Origin of the sequence: Actinomadura decatromicini (assembly GCF_008121305.1) — a bacterium.
GTDB lineage: Bacteria > Actinomycetota > Actinomycetes > Streptosporangiales > Streptosporangiaceae > Spirillospora > Spirillospora syzygii.
The window spans coordinates 669798-687503 of record NZ_VSRQ01000001.1; the positions used below are offsets into that span (position 1 = coordinate 669798).

Below are 17706 nucleotides of genomic sequence, written 5' to 3' on the forward strand. Positions count from 1 at the left end.
GCCGGCGGCCGCGGCCCCCTCCGGCCGCCGACGCGTCCCGCCCGCCGGGCGGGCCACGAGCACTGATGGGAGAGGACGAGGAGATGAGCAGGGAGATGAGCAGGAGATGAGCCCATGCTTCGGATGAGGCGACCGACACGAACCAGGGGATGGCAGTCGACGTTCTCCGGCCTGACCGGGCTCGGGCTGATCGCGCCGTTCCTCGTCGTCGCCGGCGTGTTCATCCTCTACCCGTTCGTCGAGCTGCTGCGGACGGCGTTCGGCGAGCCCGACGGGTTCGGCAACTTCAGCGACTTCTTCCACAGCCCGGCCGCGCGCCGCACGCTGTGGACGACCTGCCTCACCTCGCTGATCGTCACGGTGATCGTCGTGTCGGTCGGCGCCGTGCTGGCCTGGTCGCTGCGCGCGACGAAGAGCAGGGTGACCCGGATGGCGATCGCGCTGGCCGTGTTCATGCCGCTGTGGATGGGCGCGGTGATGAAGATCTACGTCTTCACCGTCCTGTTCGAGCGGTTCGGGGTCGTGAACCGGACCCTGACCTGGCTCGGCGTCATCGACGAGCCGATGCACCTGCTGCGCACCCAGTTCGCCGTGGTGGCGGGCATGGTCTACCAGATGCTGCCGTACGCGGTGCTGCCGCTGTACGCGGTGTACGTGACGATCGACATGAACCTGATCCAGGCGGCGGAGAGCATGGGCGCGTCGCGGACGCGGGCGCTGCGGGACGTCGTGGCGCCGCTGGCCCTGCCCGGCCTGCTCGCCTCCACGGTGATCGTCTACGTGATCTGCATCGGGTACTACCTGACGCCGGTCCTGCTCGGCGGCGCGACCGCGCCGTTCACGGCGAGCCTGATCGCCGACGACATCTTCAACCTGTTCGAGCCCGCGCAGGCCGCGGTCGCCTCGGTGCTGCTGCTGATCGTCGCCGGGCTGGTCATCCTCGGCGGGCTGCGGCTGGTCGGCAAGGAGCGGATGCGGAGGGCCATCGGATGACGACCGACACCCTCTCCTCGTCCACCGCGCGGGAGGCGCCGGCGCGGGTCGTGCTCGACACGGCCGGACGCCGGGCCCTCGCCCGCGGCATGCGCGCCGCCGACCTGGTCGTGCGCGGCCTCGCCGTGCTCTTCCTCGGCGTGCCGATCGTGTGCGTCGTCGTGCTGTCGTTCTCCAACGCGGAGGTGCTCCAGTTCCCGCCGAAGTCGTGGGGGCTGCGCCAGTACCGGTCGTTCCTCGGCTCGGACACCTGGATCGACGCGATGGCGCTGTCGTTCAAGCTGGCGACCGTGTCGGCGGCGATCGCGCTGCTGATCGGCATCCCGGCGGTGTTCGCGCTGCACCGGTCGCGGCTGCGGCTGAAGGGGCTGCTCCAGGCGATCGGGCTGAGCCCGCTGGTGATCCCCGGCGTCGCGTACGCGGTGGCGCTGTACACGCTGTTCGTGCAGTTCAGGCTGACCAGCAACATGGCGGCGCTGGTGCTGACGTACGCGGTGCACGGGCTGCCGTTCGTCCTGCTGATCCTCGGGTCGGCGATGGCGCGGCTGCCCGCCGAGACCGAGCTGGTCGCGATGACGCTCGGCGCGTCCCGGCCGCGCGCGATGGTCGGGATCACGCTGCGGCTGCTGCTGCCCGCGATCGGCGCGTCCTACATCTTCGCGTTCATCACGAGCTTCGACGAGGCGGTACTGATCAACTTCCTCGGCGGCCCCGGGACGGTCACCCTCCCGAAGGCCATCTTCGACAACGTCAAGACGGGACTCGATCCCAACATCACCGCGATCGCGACCCTGCTCATGGCGGGCACCGGTGTCGTCGGCTCGCTCGCATTCCTGCTGCGGAGGAAGGTATGAACGTCAGGGCACGCAAGGAGCCGCGGCCGGAGGCCACGGCGGAGCCCGGGACCGGCGCCGCCGCCCCGCCCGCGCGGGCCGGGCTGGAGCTGCGCGGGCTGATCAAGCGGTTCGGCGGGACGGAGGCGCTGCGCGGCATCGACCTGGTCGCCGAGCGGGGCAACTTCGTCACCGTCCTCGGGCCGAGCGGATCGGGCAAGACGACGATCCTGCGGCTCGTCGCCGGGTTCCTCGCGCCCGACGAGGGCGAGATCCTCATCGACGGCCGGGACGTCACCCGCGTCCCGCCCGCGTCGCGCGAGATCGGGATGGTGTTCCAGAACTACGCGCTGTTCCCGCACATGACGGCCGCCGACAACATCGCCTACGGATTGAAGATGCGCCGCTGGCCGAAGGCCGACCGCGCGCGGCGGGTGGCCGAGATGCTGGAGCTCGTCGGCCTCGGCGAGCTGGGCGGGCGGCTGCCGCGCGAGCTGTCCGGCGGGCAGCAGCAGCGGGTCGCGGTGGCGCGGGCGCTGGCGTTCCGGCCGCAGCTCCTGCTGATGGACGAGCCGCTCGGCGCCCTCGACCGCGAGCTGCGCATGCGCATGGCGGTGGAGCTGCGGCGGCTGCACCAGGAGGCCGCGGCGACGACCGTCTACGTCACGCACGACCGCGAGGAGGCGCTCACCCTCTCGGACTGGATCGTCATCATGCACGACGGGCGCATCGACGCGGTCGGGACGGCCGAGGAGCTGTACACCCGTCCGCGCACCGGGTTCGTCGCGAGCTTCTTCGGCGGGCACAACGTCGCCGAGGCCGCCATGTCCGGAGTCGACGGGGACCGGGCGCGGGTCGCGTTCGCCGGATGCGACATGGACGTCGTGTGCGGGCAGCCGCTGGAGCGGGCCGAGCGGGTCGGGCTCAGCATTCCGGAGGAGGCGCTGAGCCTCGTTCCGGCGGGGGCCGCGCCCGCCCGCCTCGAACTGGAGGTGCTCGACGACCTGTACCTGGGCAACTCCGTCCGCGTCACGGTCCGCACGGCCGAGGGCGTGACGCTGCGCGCCACCCTGCCGCGCGACGCGCGCGAGTCGATCCGGCACGGCGGGACGCTGACCGCCTACCTCGACACGACGCAGGTGGCGGCGGTGCCCCATGAGGGGTGAGGGCGGCGCGCGCGGTGACGGCGCTGCGCGCGGTGACGGGAGTTACCGTCAGCCCGCACTGCACGACCTGCTGAACCCGAAGAGCGTGGTGATCGTCGGGCTGTCGGAGCGGCCGGGCTCGACCGGCGGCCGGATCCTCGCGAACCTGCGCCGGTCGGGGTTCGGCGGCGGCGTGTACGGCGTGCATCCGAGCGGCCGGGACGTCGACGGCGTCCCCGTGTACCCGACGCTCGCCGACGTCCCCGACACCCCGTCGGTCGCGCTGGTCTGCACGCCCGCCGGGACGGTGACCGACGTCGTCCGGCAGGCGGGCGAGAAGGGCTGCCGGGGCGCGGTCGTGTTCGCCTCGGGGTTCGAGGAAACCGCGGACGGCGCGGCGCGCGCCGCCGAGCTGCGCGACCTCGCCGCGCGGCACGGCATGAGCCTGGTCGGGCCGAACTGCCTGGGCGCGTTCAACCCGGGCCGCGACCTGTGGCTCACCGGCACCGACTTCGGGGCGGACCTGCGTCCCGGCCCGGTCGCCGTGGTGTCGCAGTCGGGCTCCGGCTGCATCCTGCTCACGGGTTCGGGACGGCTCGGGTTCTCCTACGTCGTGTCCAGCGGCAACGAGACCGTGACCGGGCTGGCCGACTACCTGGACTACTTCGTCCAGGACCCGTCGACCCGCGCGGTCGGGATCGTGGTCGAGGGCCTCAGCGACGCCGAAGGCGTCCTCGCGGCGGTGCGGAAGGGCCACGACAACGGCGTCGCCGTGGTCGCGCTGAAGGTCGGCCGGACGGAGCTGGGCGCGCGGAACGTCGCGTCCCACACCGGCGCGATCGCCGGGGACGCGCGGGCCTACGCGGCGTTCTGCCGCCGGGCCGGGATCGTGCCGGTCGCCGACTTCGACGATCTGACGGAGGCGCTCGTCGCGCTGTCGACGCTGCGCACCCGCCCGAAGGGGAACCGGGTCGCGTTCGTCGGCCTCTCCGGCGGCGAGATCGGCCTGGTCTCCGACATGGCCGCTGACTTCGGCGTCCACCGGGAGGACGGGGCGGTACGGCTCGCCGACCTCGCGCCGGGCACCCGCGAGGAGCTCGCGCGGATCCTGCCGGACTTCGCCACGATCGCCAACCCGCTCGACGGCACCGGCCAGCTCGTCGGCGACCCCGACCGGTTCGGACGGCTCGCGGCGGCCGTCGCCGGAGACCCGGGCGTCGACCTCGTCGCCGTGAGCCTGGACGCGCCGCCCGCGCTGGGCGACCGGCTCGCCACGTCCTACACCCGGCTGCTGGCGACGCTGCCCGGCGTCCGCGAGCGGTCCGGGACGCCGGTCGTGGTGCTCTCCAACTACGGCGGCGGGCTGCACCCGTTCGCCGCCGAGGCGCTCGCCGGTTCCGACATCCCCGTCGTGCACGGCACCCGCGCCGGGATGGCCGCGATCGCCGCCGTCACGGCCGCCGCCACACACACCCCCGTGACCGTGGCGGAGCCGCCGCGTCCCGACCCGGCGACGCTGCGGGACGTGCTGCCCGCGCTGGAGGCGACCGGGCAGGTGCCGCAGGACGTGCTCGCCGGGCTGGCCGAGCGGTACGGGCTGCCGCTGCCGAAGCGGATCGCCGCCGAGTCGGCGGACGAGGCGGTCGCGGCGGCGGACGCGATCGGGTTCCCGGTCGTCGTGAAGACGGCGTCGCCGAAGGTCGTGCACAAGAGCGACGTCGGCGGGGTCGCGGTCGGGCCGTCCACCCCGGCGGAGGTGCGGGCGGCGTACGGGGCGGTCACGGCGTCGGTGGCGCGCCACCTCGGCGAGCCCGCCCCGCGGGTCGTGGTCGAGGAACTGGTCGCGGACGGCGTGGAGGCGTTCGTCGGCTGCGTGCCCGACCCGGTGTTCGGGCAGGTCCTGGCGCTCGGCGCGGGCGGGACGCTGGTCGAGCTCCAGCCCGACCCGGCCCTCGCGCTGCCGCCCGTGTCGCCGGACGACGTCCGCCGCATGGTCGCCGGGACGCCCCTCGCCCGCCTGTTCGCGGGCTACCGCGGGGCCCCGCCCGCCGACGCCGACGCGTTCGCCGACCTCGTCCCGCGCGTCGCGCGGCTCGCCGCCGACCTGCGCGAGGCGGCGGTGGAGATCGACCTGAACCCGGTCGCCGTCCTGCCGCGGGGGCGCGGCGTGCGGGTCCTCGACCTCCGGATCGTCGCCGCCTCGAACACGGCCGCCTCCACCACCGTCCGGCTCCCCCGTCCGCAGACTCCGCAGACCCGTTAGGAACGCTCCATCGTGGACTACGCAACGATCCTGTACGAGGTGGACGACGCCGTCGCCACCATCACCCTCAACCGTCCGGAGGTCATGAACGCCCTGTCGGCCGAGCTGGAACGGGAGCTGCACGACGCGCTGCGCGCCGCCGGGGCCGACCCGGACGTCCGCGCGATCGTCCTGACCGGGGCCGGGCGGGCGTTCTGCTCCGGCTACGACATGGGCGCCGTCGAGGGGCCGTCCGACCCGGCGTCCCGGTACCCGGAGGACGTGATCGGCGGGTGGTACGACCGCAACAGCGGCGAGCTCGACCACCTGCGGGAGATCTGGAGCCTGCCGAAGCCGGTGATCGCGGCGGTCAACGGCTGGTGCATGGGCGGCGGGTTCTGGTACAGCCTGGCCTGCGACATCACCATCGCCTCGGCGGACGCGGTGTTCGCGCAGCCCGAGGTGCGGATGACGTCCAGCTCCATCTTCCTGTTCGCCGCGCTGTGCGGGTGGAAGAACGCCAACCGGTACGCGCTGACCGGCGACCATTTCGACGCCGCCGAGGCGCTGCGCATCGGTGTGGTGAACGAGGTCGTCCCGGCCGACGATCTGCTGGACGCGGCGCGGGCGCTCGGGCGGCGCATCGCGCTGGTCCCGGCCGCGTCGGTGCGGCTGAACAAGGCGATCACCATGCAGGGCCTGCGCGCCGCCGGGATCGACAGCGGCCTGCTGCTGAACGGCGCGCTCAACGCGATGGCCCACTCCTCCTACGGGCCGGGCCGCGAACGGCTCAACGCGGCGAAGGCCGAGGGCGGGCTCCGGGCGTTCCTCGACGCCCGGGACGGCCCGTTCCGCCCCGAGCCGTTCGGCCCGCGGGCGGCGAAGCCGCGCGACGCCGAGCCCGGCGAATAAGCGGGCGTTCCCACGTGATCGGAGGAGAGTCGATGGCAAGGACGGCAGGAGCGCGGACGGTCAGGGCGCCCCACGGCGTCGAACTGACCTGCCGGGGCTGGGCGCAGGAGGCCGCCCTGCGCATGCTCATGAACAACCTGGACCCGGACGTCGCGGAACGTCCCGACGACCTCGTCGTCTACGGCGGCAACGGCCGGGCGGCACGGTCCTGGCAGGACTTCGACGCCATCGTCGCCACGCTGCGCGACCTGGCGGACGACGAGACGATGCTCGTGCAGTCGGGCCGCCCGGTGGCGGTGTTCCGGACGCACGAGTGGGCGCCGCGCGTGCTGATCTCCAACGCGATGATCGTCCCGGAGTGGGCGACGCTGGACGAGTTCCGCCGCCTGGAGGACGCGGGCCTCACCATGTTCGGCCAGATGACGGCGGGCTCGTGGGCCTACATCGGGTCGCAGGGCATTCTGCAGAGCACCTACGAGACGTTCTCGGCGGTGGCGTCCAAGCGATTCGGCGGGACGCTCGCCGGGACCCTGACCGTCACGGCGGGGCTCGGCGGGATGGGCGGCGCGCAGCCGCTCGCGATCGCCATGAACGGCGGCGTCGCCCTGTGCCTGGAGGTCGACCAGGAGAAGATCGACCGGCGGATGCGGCTCGGCTACCTCGACACCCAGGCCGAGGACCTCGACAACGCCCTTTCCCTGGCGCTCGCCGCCCGGGAGCAGAAGCGCGCCCTGTCGATCGGGCTGCTCGCGAACGCCGCCGAGGTGCTCCCGCGGATCGTCGCCCGCGACGTCCCGGTCGACATCGCGACCGACCAGACGTCGGCGCACGACCCGCTCCTCTACGCGGTGCCCGACCTGTCTCCGGGGGACGCCGCCGACATGCGCGTCCACGACCCGAAGACCTACGTCCTGCACGCCCGCGCGGCCATGGCCGACCATGTCGAGGCGCTGTGCGCGCTGCTCGACCGGGGCGCGGAGGTGTTCGAGTACGGCAACGGGATCCGCGTCGAGGCCGACCTCGGCGGGTTCAAGCGGGCCCTGGACTTCCCCGGCTTCATCGTCGCCTACATCCGCCCGCTGTTCTGCGAGGCGAAGGGGCACTGCCGGTGGATCGCGCTGTCCGGCGACCCGGCCGACATCGCGACGATCGACGCCGCGATGCTGGAGGAGTTCGCCGACAACCAGTCGGTCACCCGGTGGCTGCGGCTCGCCGCGCGGCACGTCCGCGTGCAGGGGCTGCCCGCGCGGACCTGCATGCTCGGCTACGGCGAGCGCGCCCGCGCGGGCAGGCTGATCAACGATCTCGTCCGGGACGGGAAGGTCAGCGCGCCCGTCGCGCTCGGGCGCGAGCACCTCGACTCGGGCTCGGTCGCGTCCCCGTACCGGGAGACCGAGGCCATGATCGACGGCAGCGACGCCATCGCCGACTGGCCGGTGCTGAACGCGATGCTGAACACCGCGAGCGGCGCGACCTGGGTGGGCGTGCAGCACGGCGGCGGGACGGGCGTCGGACGGTCCGTCCACACCGGGATGGTCGTCGTCGCCGACGGGACGCCGCAGGCCGCGCTCCGCGTCGACCGGGTGATGACGAACGACCCGGGCTCCGGCGTCGTCCGGCACGCCGACGCCGGATACCGGCGCGCCGTCGAGTTCGCCGCCGAGCAGGGCATCCGCATGCCGAGCCTGAACGCCGCCGCGGCCCGCGAGGGCCATGGCACGGGAGAGGGGACCTGATGGACGCCGCGCCCCTGAGCGACATCCGCGTACTGGAGTTCGGGCACTACATCGCCGGGCCGTTCTGCGGTCAGATCCTCGCCGACCAGGGCGCGGACGTGATCAAGATCGAGCCGCCGGAGGGCGACGCCAGCCGGGGCACCGAGACCCTGTCCTACAACGACGTCTACTTCCACGCGCTGAACCGCAACAAGCGCAGCGTCATGCTCGACCTGAAGACCGACGCCGGGCAGGAGGCCCTCGTCACCCTGCTCCGCTCGGCGGACGTGGTGGTCACCAACTACGCGGTCGGCATCCCCGAGCGGCTCGGCTTCGGGTACGCGCGGGCCAGGGAGGTCAACCCGGGCCTCGTGTACGTGCACGCCAGCGGCTTCGGCAACGACAGCCCGTACGCCAAGCGCCCGGCGTTCGACGGGATCATCCAGGCGATGTCGGGGCTCGTCCACCTGACCGGGGAGCCGGACGGGACGCCGATGCAGGCGGGCCTCTTCGTCCCCGACCATGTGACCGGCCTCTACGCGGCGCTCGCGGTGATGTTCGGGCTGAGCAAACGGCGGGGCACGGGCGAGGGCTCGTTCACCGACCTGAGCATGCTCGACAGCATGATGTCGCTGCTCGGCCCGTGCCTGGCGGAGGTGCTCCAGCTCGGCGTCAGCCCCAAGCGGGTCGGCAGCAAGGTGCGGCGGTCCTACGCCGGGACGTATCCGGCGGCGGACGGCCACGTCTACATGGCGCCGATGACCCTGCGGATGTGGACGGCCCTCGCGGGCGTCGTGGAAGCCCCGGAGCTGCTCCCCTACTTCACCGGGACCGCCGCCGACACCCGCCTCGAACACCGCGACGAGCTGGACCGCGTGATCGAGGCGTGGACCGGCGCGCACACGGTGGACGAGGTCGTCGCGCGGATGGGCGAGGTCGGCGTCCCGTGCAGCCCGATCTTCAGCGTGGAGCGGCTGGTGGACGACCCGCACGTGCGGCATCGCGGCATGGTGCGGTCGATCCCGCTGGAGAGCGGTCCCGGCGAGGTGTTCGTGCCGGGGTCGCCGCTGCCGGTGGTCGAGAAGGCGTTCGCGGCCGGACCGCCGTCGATCGGCCAGCACACCGAGGAGATCCTCGACCCCGACCCGTCCGGGGCCACGTAGCCGGAGCCGTCCGACCGGGTCAGACGTCGATGGTGCGCGGGCGGGCGTCCGGGTTGTCGGCGAGCCAGGGCAGCGTGACGCTGTTGCGCTGCACGACCGGCTTGTACAGCTCGTGGTAGGTGCGGTGCAGGATGTCGATCTCCTTCGCCGGCACCGCGGACGTGCGCCAGCGCAGCACGCGGTAGGAGTCGGTCGCGTGGCCCGACAGCGCGACGATGGTGATGCCGTCGCCGGGCCGCCAGGTCGGGGACGCCAGGGTGATCGCGAACCCGGCGGCGACGAACCCGACCGTGCTGCCCATGTCCATGCCCGCGTAGCGGAAGCGGGGCGTGTACCCGGCGGCCTCGCAGGCGGCGCGGAGCATGGCGGTGCCGCCGTCGTCGCCGCCCTGCGGCGGGATCCAGGTCTCCCCGGCGAGGTCGGCCAGCGAGACCCGGCTCCGGCGGGCCAGCGGGTGGGACGAGGCGAGCGCTATCCCGCACGGCTCGACCGTGATCACCCGCTCGGTGGTGCCGGGCGGGCACGGCGGCGCGTGGTGGTCGGCGACACGTCCCATGAACACGACGTCGACCAGGTCGTTGGCCAGCAGTTGCGTCAGCACCGCGCCGGAGAAGTCCAGGCTCGTCGTCACCGCGCGGTGCGGCAGCTCGCTCTCCAGGCTGCGCAGCCATTCGCCCAGCAGGATGTGCGGGTGCGTGCCGAGCCGGATCCCGGACCGGGACCCGCCGCCCGGCAGCGTGGCCAGGAGATCGTCCATGTCGGCCAGGACGCCGCGCGCCCGTGCCAGGACGTGCCGTCCCAGCGGGGTCGGCGTGATGCCCGCCGCGCCGCGCACGAAGAGCGGCCCGCCGAACGCCTTCTCGATTCGCCGCAACTGGTTGCTCAGCGTAGGCTGTGACACGCCGAGAGTGGCCGCCGCGCGGGTGATGCTGCCCGTCTCGGCCAACTGGGTGAGCACCCGTAAATGCCGCAACTCAACTTGCATAGCCGGGAAGTTATGCCTGTTTGGGGGGAGCCGCAAGAGCGTTCCCGATGCCATTCTTTCCTGCGTCGGGCACCACGACGCACCACCCGCTGCGGGCTTCCGGACCTGGAGATCTCGTGCACAGCCTCCTCCGCGCCGGCTCGCACGGCGGACCGCTCCCGTCCGCGGTGGCCTACGCGTCGACATGCCCCGCGGCCGTCCCGCCTCCCCGCGGGGCGGCCCGCCCGCCGGCAGGCGCGCCGCGGGGACGCTCTCGTCCGGGACGGCTCTCCCGTGGGTCCCGGACGAGAGGAGGCTCGGCCTTCCTCGGCGGGGGAGGTCGCCGGGCCCGCGCCGGTGCCGCACCGGCCGTGCCTTCCGGCCGCCGGTGCGGCGCCGGCCCATTCCGGCCGGAACCGCCCCGGACAGGCCCGGACCAGCTGGGACTAGCTCGGCGGCAGCGCCACGCTCGCCTCCGCCGTGTAGACCATGAACGTGAGCGACTCCTGGAAGTAGAGCTGGACGCGCTCCGCGTCGTGCGCCAGGTAGCCGATCGACAGGTCCTGGCCGAGGCGCAGTTCGAAGTCGCCGCCGCGGGTGGACACGAGGAGCGCGCCGTCCAGCGCGGGCGCCCAGATGATCCGCCCTTCCGGGACGAGCTTCACGAGGTGGTCCCACACCGGGTACCCGTGGTCGGTGCTCTCCGCGACCGCCGTGTACGAGGCGGCCGACAGCAGGAGGTCGTACGGGCCGCCGACCCCCTGCTCCCGCAGCGCCGTGACCGCCCGCGCGACCGTGGCGGGCAGTTCGCGGACGTCGGCGGGCAGCGGCAGCGGGCTGTTCGAGCTGCTCGGCGCGAGCCCGGCGATGCCCGCGTCCGCCCAGCCGTGCAGGGCCGCGCGGTCCTCGGCGAACGCGATCTTCTTCGCGGCGTCCTTGACCGGCTGCCAGTCGGCGTCCTGCGCGCCGCGCTCGACCGAGTCCACGGCGCGCCGCTCCACCGAGAACGGCACCCGCAGCTCGATCAGGTGCCGCGCCTCCCGCCGGGACGCCAGCACGCCGTCGGCGGGCGGGTCCAGCGGCCGGACGTGCCCGGTCCCGACGGCGGCGAGCGTCGGACCGTCCGGCCCGGTCACGTCGACGACCCGGCGTCCCGCGACATGGCTCGTGAAGGTGCGCCGCGCCTCCGCCTCAAGGTCGGCCCACGCCGTGTCCGAGATCGGGGCCAGCTCGCGATGGAGATTGTTCATCGTGCGGTGCTCCTGTTCAGGCTGCCGATGTGAAGGGAGTCGTCGCTGACCGGTGCTACGGCGGGCTCGGCCTCGGGCGTGGGGGCCGGGACGGCGGCGGCGAGCGCGCCGCGCGCGGGGGGATCGTCGAGGAAGTCCGCCGTGGGCACGAAGAACAGGCAGCCCGTCACCGCGGTGGAGAAATCGAGGATGCGGTCGTAATTGCCCGGAGGGTTGCCGATGAACATGTTGCGGAGCATCCGCTCGGTCACGTCGGGCGTCGCGGAATAGCCGATGAAATAGGTGCCGAACTCGGCGGAGCCGAACGTCCCGAACGGCAGGTTGTCGCGGACGATCTGGCGCTCCGTGCCGTCCGGGTCGACGATCGTCGTCTGCGCGACGTGCGAGTTCGTCGGTTTCACCGCGTCGGGCAGTTCGATGTCGGACAGTTTCGTCCGGCCGATGACGCGCTCCTGCTCCTCGACCGGCAGCGCGTCCCACGTCTTGAGGTCGTGCAGGTACTTCTGGACGATGACGTAACTGCCGCCCGCGAACTCGGGATCCTCGTCGCCGACGCACACCGCCGCCTCGGCCGCCGCGCCGTCCGGGTTCTCGGTGCCGTCGACGAAGCCCAGCAGGTCGCGTTCGTCGAAGTACTTGAAGCCGTGCACCTCGTCGGCGACCTCGGCCCAGCCGTCCATCCGGTCCATCAGCCGGGCGGCCAGCTCGAAGCACAGGTCCATCCGGCAGGCCCGCAGGTGGAACAGCAGGTCGCCGGGGGTGGACACGGCGGTGTGCGTCGCGCCCGCCAGCTCCCGGAACGGGTGCAGCCCGGCGGGGCGGGGACCGTCGAACATCCGGTCCCAGAGCGCGGAGCCGATCCCGGTCACGCAGCTCAGCTCGCCGTCCGGGACGCGGAACCCGACCGACCGGGTCAGCCCGGCGATGTCGGCGAACAGGTCCCGGACGGCCTCCTCCGCGCCCGCCCGCACCGTCACGACGAGGAAGATCGCCGCCTGCGCGGGCGGCATCAGCACCCGTTGCGACTCGCCACGTCCCGCCACCGGTTTCACCTCCGCACCCCGCGTCCCGTTGGGACGCCCCCCCTGGGAGATGCCCCGCCGGAGATCGTCCGCAACATGATCGCGGAAAGCCGTGCGGGAAAGCCTGGGTCAGGACGGTGTGGCCGCAGGGCGATCAGGACGGCGGCGGGGGTTCGTCCAGCCGGGCGACCAGGGCGCGCAGGGCCGCTATCTCCAGGTCGAGCTCCTTGGCCCCCGCCCCGGTCAGCGTCACCCAGGTGCGCGGGCGCCGCCCGTGGTAGCCCTTGTGGATCTCGATGTAACCGGCCTCCTCCAGGGTCCGCAGGTGGCGGGACAGGTTCCCGTCGCTGAGCGACAGCGCGTCGCGGAGGTAACCGAACTCCGCCCGGTCCACCTCGCGGAGGACGGCGAGGATGCCGAGCCTGCTCCGGTGGTGGACGGTGTCGTTCAGCCCCTGCGTCGGATGGGGAGCGCCCTCGCTCATGCCCTGGAAGCCTTTCGCCTGCGTGCGGCCGTGCGTAGTTGCAGTATGGCGGCCCCGACCAGCAGCACCGACGTCAGGATCAGCAGGTTGTAGCCGGGGGCCATGAGCAGGTCGATCGAGCCCCCCGACGGCGGGATGATCCAGAACGGCTGCTCGCCGAGCGGGTACATGCTCATCACGGCCGCCAGCACCCCGTACAGGACGGCGACTACGCCGGTGCCCCAACTGCGTTCGACCCACGCCAGCCCGAGCAGGCCGAGCGCGATGGCGAGCAGCGGGCTGAGGGCCATCAGCGGCGGATGGTCGACCAGGTTCACGTGGAAGTCGTCCGGGCCGCTCTCCCGGAGGGCGAGGAGCAGCACCATGAGGCCCATCAGCCCGGCGCCCGCGTAGAGCCAGGTCCGCCAGCGCAGCGCGAGGCCGATGCTCTCGGCGCGCCGCCGGTACCAGACCGCGCAGCCCGCGTAGCACAGCGGTGCCACGACCAGCCAGAACAGGACCGACAGGGCGCCGGACCAGTCGGCCCAGTAGAGCCCGGCGTAGCCGCTGACCGGGCCGGGGTCGACCGCGAAGCCCCCGCCCGCGTTCCCCCGGGCGAAGAACGGGTCGTTGTTGAAGTCGAGCGTGCCGCCCTCCGGCGGCATGCGGAAGAACGGGTGCCGGTAGAGCAGCGCCGAGGCGAGGGTGAGCCCGGCGAACACGACGAGCGGGACCGCCGCGCCGTGCACCCGCGCCCGGGTGAGCCGCCGCAGCCGCCCGATCTCGTCGAGCACGGCGGCAGGGGATTCCTGCATCTCTTCTCCGATTCTCTTGGCTATGGAGATTACTTTGCGGTTGCGAGTACTCTCCTGTCAAGAGCCCGGGAGGACGCCGCGCCCGGACATGCGAAACCCCCGCGGAACAGGGGCCCGCGGGGGTTTCGCGTGCGGCGGGGGCGGAGGTCAGCCGAGGGCGATGGCGTTCAGGTACCAGCTCGTGTGGGGCAGCCACTGCTCGCCCCAGCGCCAGTCGTCGTCCTTGCCGGTCTTGGCGTAGCCCTCGTCCCAGGCGATGCCGCTGCCGTCCACGTTCTTGCCGGTGATGCCGTTGACGATCCCGCCGGACGTCTGGAGGAACTGCCACGACCCGAGCCAGAGGTACTGCGGGTTGTTGCGTCCGGAGCCGTCCAGCATGCAGACGTCGTAGGGGTTGACGCCGAGGATCCAGTTGAGCTGGTCCGCCGCGTAGGAGCGCAGCTTCGCCGCGAACGCGCGGTCGTCGGAGAACCGCCGCGCGGCGAGGCGGGCCGCGGTCGCGAGCGAGGCGATGCGGGCGTTCTCGCCCTGCCACCACTGGTCCTTCGTCCGCGGGGTCACGTTGTGCGGGAAGAAGAACCGGCTGGCCCGGGTGCCGGTCGCGTCCTGGACGAGCTGCCGCGCGTACCCGAACGGGTTCCGGACCTCCTCGGTGACCGCCAGCTCGAACGTCATCGACCGGCGCACCGCGTCGAGCGCCTTCTGCTTGGCGCTCCCGTCCGCGATGTCCGCGTAGGTGAGCAGCGCGACGACGGGGAGTCCGGCGTCGGACGGGTGGAAGTACGGGCGGTCCGCGTCGTCCGCCCGCCAGTAGTCGCGGTAGCCGCGCCAGGAGACGAGCCGGGCCGAGAGGTTCGCGGCGCGCTTGTCGGCGGCCTTCTTGTACGTGTCGTCCTGGGTCGCGCGATACAGTTCGATGGCCGCGAGGAGAGCGTTGTAGTCGTCCTGGATATTCTCCTTTCCGTCGTTGGTGAGGCGGACGTTGTTCGCGTCGAGATAGGCGAATGCGTCCTTGGCGGCCGCCAGGTACTCGGAGCTCTCGTAGTCGCCGGAGACGTCGTGCGTGCTCGCGATGGCGAGCGCGGCGATCGCGACGCCGCCGCCCTCGCGGAAGTTGACCTGCGCGGTGCCGAGGGTGCGCTTGACCGGGTCCTTCGGCGGGCCGGGCTGGCCTACGGAACTGTAGAAGGACTGGCCCGGAACGTGGACGCGGCGGATGTAGTCCGCGCCGAAGAGGCCCTCGTCCTGGAGCCAGGTGCGCAGTTGGGTGAAGTTGTCGTTCTTGCGGGCGGTCAGTTCGCGGTAGGAGATCAGCAGCGACCAGGCGGTCAGCGGAATCTGCAGCGTGTTGAAATAGGAGAGCGCAGACAATTGCGTGAAGTGTTTGCCGAAATCGCCGGTCGCGTCGTACCATCCGCCGTGCGCGTCGAAGGTCTTGCCGGTGTTGCCGAGCGGCAGATGGTGGTCGAACTTGTCGAACTGGCCCGAACACCGCCAGCCCTTGAAGTGGCGGACGACGTGCGCGAGCGTGTAGCGCTCGAGGACGGTCGCCTCGATCTTGAACTGCGCGGAACGGGCCGAGCCCACCGCCAGGTAGTAGTCGCCGGGCCGGTTCACCTGCGAGAAGTCGGCCGTCCAATAGGTGGTGTCGTCCCAGTCCGCGACGTTGCCCGCGCGCTGGAGCCTGCCGCTGTGGACGGTCTGCCCGGTGCCGGCGTCGACCAGCCGGAACCGGCCGGGCGAGCGGCGCCCGGTCACCACGGCGCGCTTCGGGGCGCCGGGGTCGTACCCGACGTTGTTGGCGAAGACCCGCGTCGTCGCGTCGCCGTGCTCCGGCGGCGCCGCCGCCTCCGCCGGGGCCCCGACGACCGAGGCCGCCGTGTACCCGGCGCCGACCGTCGCCGCGCCGATCAGGAACCGCCGCCGCCCGCTCCCCGCGCCGGTCCCGTGCTCGGCGCCCGGCTCCGGCGCCGCGCCCGCTTCGTTCCCGCTGCCGTTCGAGTGCCGTGTGCGCATGCCTCGCACCATCCTTGTGCCGTTGGAGTCCCCGATGCGTCCGACCGTCAGATGTAATTTGGTTAAGAACGTTGCAATATTCTGTGATCTCGGGGCGAAGGTCAAGAGGGGGACGACCAGATGATCGACGGCGGCGGCGGACCGGCCTTGCTCCGGCGCATCAACGAGAGCACCGTGCTGGCCCGGCTGCATCGTGCCGGGCCGCTGCGGCTGGGCGATCTGAGCGACCGGACGGAGCTGTCCCGGCAGACGATCGCGCAGGTCGTCGCGTCCCTCGTGGACGACGGACTGGTCGAGTACGTCGAGGACGACCAGTCGGGGCGGCGCTCCCCCGGCCGTCCGGCGCGGCTGGTCCGGCTGCGCCCGGACGCGGCGCACGTCGTCGGCATCGATATCGGCCCGCACCGCACCCTCGCCGTCGTCGCCGACCTCACCGGCCGCATCGTCGCCGAGGACCGCGGCGACAGCAGCCGCCTGCACAGCAGCGACGAGATGCTCGCCCACGTCCGCGCGCAGGTGCACGAGACCCTCGCCCGCGGCGGCGTCGACCCGGGAACGGTCCGCGCGGTCGGCGTCGGCACGCCCGGCATCGTCGAGGCCGAGCACGGCGTCGTCGTCCGGGCGCCCGACATGCCCGGCTGGACGTCGATCGACCTCGCCGACCGGCTCCGTCCGGCGTTCGGCTGCCCGGTGATGGTGGAGAACGACGTGAACCTCGCCGTCCTCGCCGAGCGCTGGCGCGGCGACGGCCCCGACGCGGGCATCGTCGTCGCCGTGCAGTGGGGCAGCCGGGTCGGCGCCGGGATCCTCGTCGGCGACCGGCTGCTGCGCGGCGCGCACGGCGCGGCCGGCGAGGTCGGCTTCCTGCCCGCCGCGCAGGGCCCGCCGATCGGCGCGGCGACGCTTGGACCGTTCGAGCGCCGGGTCGGCACGACCGCGATCGCGGAACTCGCCAACGACGACGCCACCCCCGACGACCCGGCCAGCGCGACGCTGACCGCCGCCCGCGCGGGCGACCCCACGGCGCTGCGGGTCATCGACACGGTCGCCGCGCGGTTCGTGGAGGGGCTCGCGCCGCTGGTCCTGATCCTCGACCCGGACCTCGTCGTCATCGGCGGCGGCGTCGTCCGCGCCGGGCCGCCGCTGCTGGAGGCCATCGAACGGCACCTGCACGGGCGGACGCTCGTCCGCCCGACGCTGGCGCTGTCGACCCTGGGCGATCACGCGGTGGCGTTCGGGGCCGCCCGCCTCGCCCTGGACGAGGTCGAGCGGCGGCTCTTCACCGTCCGCTAGAGGGCGGTCGCGGTCCGGACGAGCCCGGCGAGCGCCAGGGACCGGCTGTGCGGCGGCCACGCGATCACCGTCGTGACCCGCGGCGCGTCCACGACGGGCACGACGGCGAGGTCGTCGCGCAGCAGCGGGCGCACCGAGTCGGGCAGGACGGCCGAGGCCCGCCCGAGCGCGATGAGCTGGAGCAACTGCGCATGATCACGGACTGCCGGACCCGGGCCCTCCGCGTACGTGCCGTCGGGACGGGGCCAGCGCGGCATCGGCAGCCCGGGCAGGTCGGCGACGTCCGCCGTCCGCACCCGGGCCTCGACGGTGAGCGGGTGCCCGGCGGGCAGGACGGCGACCTGCCCCTCCGTGGCCAGTTCCTCGGTGTCGAACCCGACCGTCGAGTCGTAGGGGCGGTGCAGCAGCGCGACGTCGGCCCGCCCGTCCCGCAGCAACCGCTCCTGCTCGCCGGGCCCGCACAGTTGCACGTCCACGGTGACGGCGCCGGGCTCGGCGGCGTAGGCGTCGAGCAGCTTCGCCAGCAACTCGCTGGACGCTCCCGCCTTGGTGACCAGCACCAAGCTCGACCGCCCGGCGGCGGCGCGCTGGGTACGGCGGGCTGCGGCGTCGACCGCGTCCAACGCCGCCAGCCCCTCGCGAAGCAGGACGGCCCCCGCCTCGGTCAGCACGACGCCGCGGCTCGTCCGCTCCAGCAGCATCACCCCGAGCCGCCGCTCAAGCTGCCCGATGGCCCGCGATAGCGGCGGCTGCGCGATCCCAAGCCGCCGCGCCGCCCGCCCGAAGTGCAGCTCCTCGGCAACAGCCACGAAATACCGCAGCTCCCGCGTCTCCACACCCCCAAACTACCCGTCGACCCGCACCATCCCGGGACCTCAGG

15 protein-coding genes are annotated in these 17706 nt (G+C 73.1%); 8 read left to right on the plus strand and 7 right to left on the minus strand.

The features are described 5' to 3' along the window. The first annotated feature begins 123 nt into the window (after positions 1-123). The 7 genes from FXF68_RS02580 to FXF68_RS02610 are packed head-to-tail and all read left to right on the plus strand — an operon-like array spanning position 124 to position 9003. Positions 124-993, plus strand: a complete 870-nt coding sequence (locus FXF68_RS02580) for an ABC transporter permease (protein WP_187437682.1) — start codon at positions 124-126, stop codon at positions 991-993. Then, positions 990-1847, plus strand: a complete 858-nt coding sequence (locus FXF68_RS02585; protein WP_148757273.1) for an ABC transporter permease — start codon at positions 990-992, stop codon at positions 1845-1847. The genes FXF68_RS02580 and FXF68_RS02585 overlap by 4 nt, the downstream gene beginning before the upstream one ends. After that, complete coding sequence (locus FXF68_RS02590) at positions 1844-2992, plus strand: ABC transporter ATP-binding protein (protein ID WP_148757274.1); 1149 nt, start codon at positions 1844-1846, stop codon at positions 2990-2992. Before FXF68_RS02585 ends, FXF68_RS02590 begins: the two co-directional genes overlap by 4 nt. Then, positions 2982-5234 (plus strand): acetate--CoA ligase family protein, encoded by a 2253-nt coding sequence (locus tag FXF68_RS02595; RefSeq protein ID WP_148757275.1) that lies wholly within the window; start codon positions 2982-2984, stop codon positions 5232-5234. Before FXF68_RS02590 ends, FXF68_RS02595 begins: the two co-directional genes overlap by 11 nt. Positions 5235-5246: 12 nt before the next feature. Then, entirely contained in the window at positions 5247-6125 is an 879-nt protein-coding gene (locus FXF68_RS02600; protein ID WP_148757276.1) for an enoyl-CoA hydratase/isomerase family protein, read from the plus strand. 32 nt (positions 6126-6157) lie between these two features. Next, the gene (gene hutU / locus FXF68_RS02605) at positions 6158-7861 is read left to right on the plus strand and encodes a urocanate hydratase (RefSeq protein WP_148757277.1); all 1704 of its coding nucleotides are present in this window, start codon (positions 6158-6160) and stop codon (positions 7859-7861) included. Then, entirely contained in the window at positions 7861-9003 is a 1143-nt protein-coding gene (locus FXF68_RS02610) for a CaiB/BaiF CoA transferase family protein (protein ID WP_148757278.1), read from the plus strand. The genes hutU and FXF68_RS02610 overlap by 1 nt, the downstream gene beginning before the upstream one ends. Positions 9004-9022: 19 nt before the next feature. Here the strand turns inward: FXF68_RS02610 and FXF68_RS02615 are convergent, their stop codons facing one another. From FXF68_RS02615 to FXF68_RS02640, 6 genes are all read right to left on the minus strand, one after another. After that, the gene (locus tag FXF68_RS02615; RefSeq protein ID WP_187437683.1) at positions 9023-9988 is read right to left on the minus strand and encodes a LysR family transcriptional regulator; all 966 of its coding nucleotides are present in this window, start codon (positions 9986-9988) and stop codon (positions 9023-9025) included. 425 nt (positions 9989-10413) lie between these two features. Then, entirely contained in the window at positions 10414-11217 is an 804-nt protein-coding gene (locus FXF68_RS02620; RefSeq protein ID WP_148757280.1) for a family 1 encapsulin nanocompartment shell protein, read from the minus strand. Beyond that, entirely contained in the window at positions 11214-12260 is a 1047-nt protein-coding gene (locus FXF68_RS02625; protein ID WP_246178195.1) for a Dyp-type peroxidase, read from the minus strand. The genes FXF68_RS02620 and FXF68_RS02625 overlap by 4 nt, the downstream gene beginning before the upstream one ends. Positions 12261-12393: 133 nt before the next feature. Next, positions 12394-12723 (minus strand): winged helix-turn-helix domain-containing protein, encoded by a 330-nt coding sequence (locus FXF68_RS02630; protein ID WP_148757281.1) that lies wholly within the window; start codon positions 12721-12723, stop codon positions 12394-12396. Further along, positions 12720-13517 carry a hypothetical protein gene (locus FXF68_RS02635; RefSeq protein WP_148757282.1) on the minus strand — a complete coding sequence of 266 codons (798 nt, stop codon included), beginning with the start codon at positions 13515-13517 and terminating at the stop codon, positions 12720-12722. The genes FXF68_RS02630 and FXF68_RS02635 overlap by 4 nt, the downstream gene beginning before the upstream one ends. Positions 13518-13664: 147 nt before the next feature. Then, complete coding sequence (locus FXF68_RS02640) at positions 13665-15533, minus strand: glycoside hydrolase family 9 protein (RefSeq protein WP_148757283.1); 1869 nt, start codon at positions 15531-15533, stop codon at positions 13665-13667. Positions 15534-15653: 120 nt separating this feature from the next. Here FXF68_RS02640 and FXF68_RS02645 point away from each other — a divergent pair, with 120 nt between their 5' ends. After that, complete coding sequence (locus tag FXF68_RS02645) at positions 15654-16826, plus strand: ROK family transcriptional regulator (RefSeq protein ID WP_148757284.1); 1173 nt, start codon at positions 15654-15656, stop codon at positions 16824-16826. Here FXF68_RS02645 and FXF68_RS02650 read toward each other — a convergent pair. Next, complete coding sequence (locus FXF68_RS02650; RefSeq protein ID WP_148757285.1) at positions 16823-17662, minus strand: LysR family transcriptional regulator; 840 nt, start codon at positions 17660-17662, stop codon at positions 16823-16825. The two genes, FXF68_RS02645 and FXF68_RS02650, sit on opposite strands and share 4 nt — an antisense overlap. Between the last annotated feature and the right edge of the window lie 44 nt (positions 17663-17706).

What these genes read in the sequence shown, in the direction of transcription:
- FXF68_RS02580 (WP_187437682.1), top strand. Translation starts at nt 124, where the DNA reads ATGAGGCGACCGACACGAACCAGGGGATGGCAGTCGACGTTCTCCGGC.
- FXF68_RS02585 (WP_148757273.1), top strand. Translation starts at nt 990, where the DNA reads ATGACGACCGACACCCTCTCCTCGTCCACCGCGCGGGAGGCGCCGGCG.
- FXF68_RS02590 (WP_148757274.1), top strand. Translation starts at nt 1,844, where the DNA reads ATGAACGTCAGGGCACGCAAGGAGCCGCGGCCGGAGGCCACGGCGGAG.
- FXF68_RS02595 (WP_148757275.1), top strand. Translation starts at nt 2,982, where the DNA reads ATGAGGGGTGAGGGCGGCGCGCGCGGTGACGGCGCTGCGCGCGGTGAC.
- hutU (WP_148757277.1), top strand. Translation starts at nt 6,158, where the DNA reads ATGGCAAGGACGGCAGGAGCGCGGACGGTCAGGGCGCCCCACGGCGTC.
- FXF68_RS02610 (WP_148757278.1), top strand. Translation starts at nt 7,861, where the DNA reads ATGGACGCCGCGCCCCTGAGCGACATCCGCGTACTGGAGTTCGGGCAC.
- FXF68_RS02615 (WP_187437683.1), bottom strand. Translation starts at nt 9,988, where the DNA reads ATGCAAGTTGAGTTGCGGCATTTACGGGTGCTCACCCAGTTGGCCGAG.
- FXF68_RS02620 (WP_148757280.1), bottom strand. Translation starts at nt 11,217, where the DNA reads ATGAACAATCTCCATCGCGAGCTGGCCCCGATCTCGGACACGGCGTGG.
- FXF68_RS02630 (WP_148757281.1), bottom strand. Translation starts at nt 12,723, where the DNA reads ATGAGCGAGGGCGCTCCCCATCCGACGCAGGGGCTGAACGACACCGTC.
- FXF68_RS02635 (WP_148757282.1), bottom strand. Translation starts at nt 13,517, where the DNA reads ATGCAGGAATCCCCTGCCGCCGTGCTCGACGAGATCGGGCGGCTGCGG.
- FXF68_RS02640 (WP_148757283.1), bottom strand. Translation starts at nt 15,533, where the DNA reads ATGCGCACACGGCACTCGAACGGCAGCGGGAACGAAGCGGGCGCGGCG.
- FXF68_RS02645 (WP_148757284.1), top strand. Translation starts at nt 15,654, where the DNA reads ATGATCGACGGCGGCGGCGGACCGGCCTTGCTCCGGCGCATCAACGAG.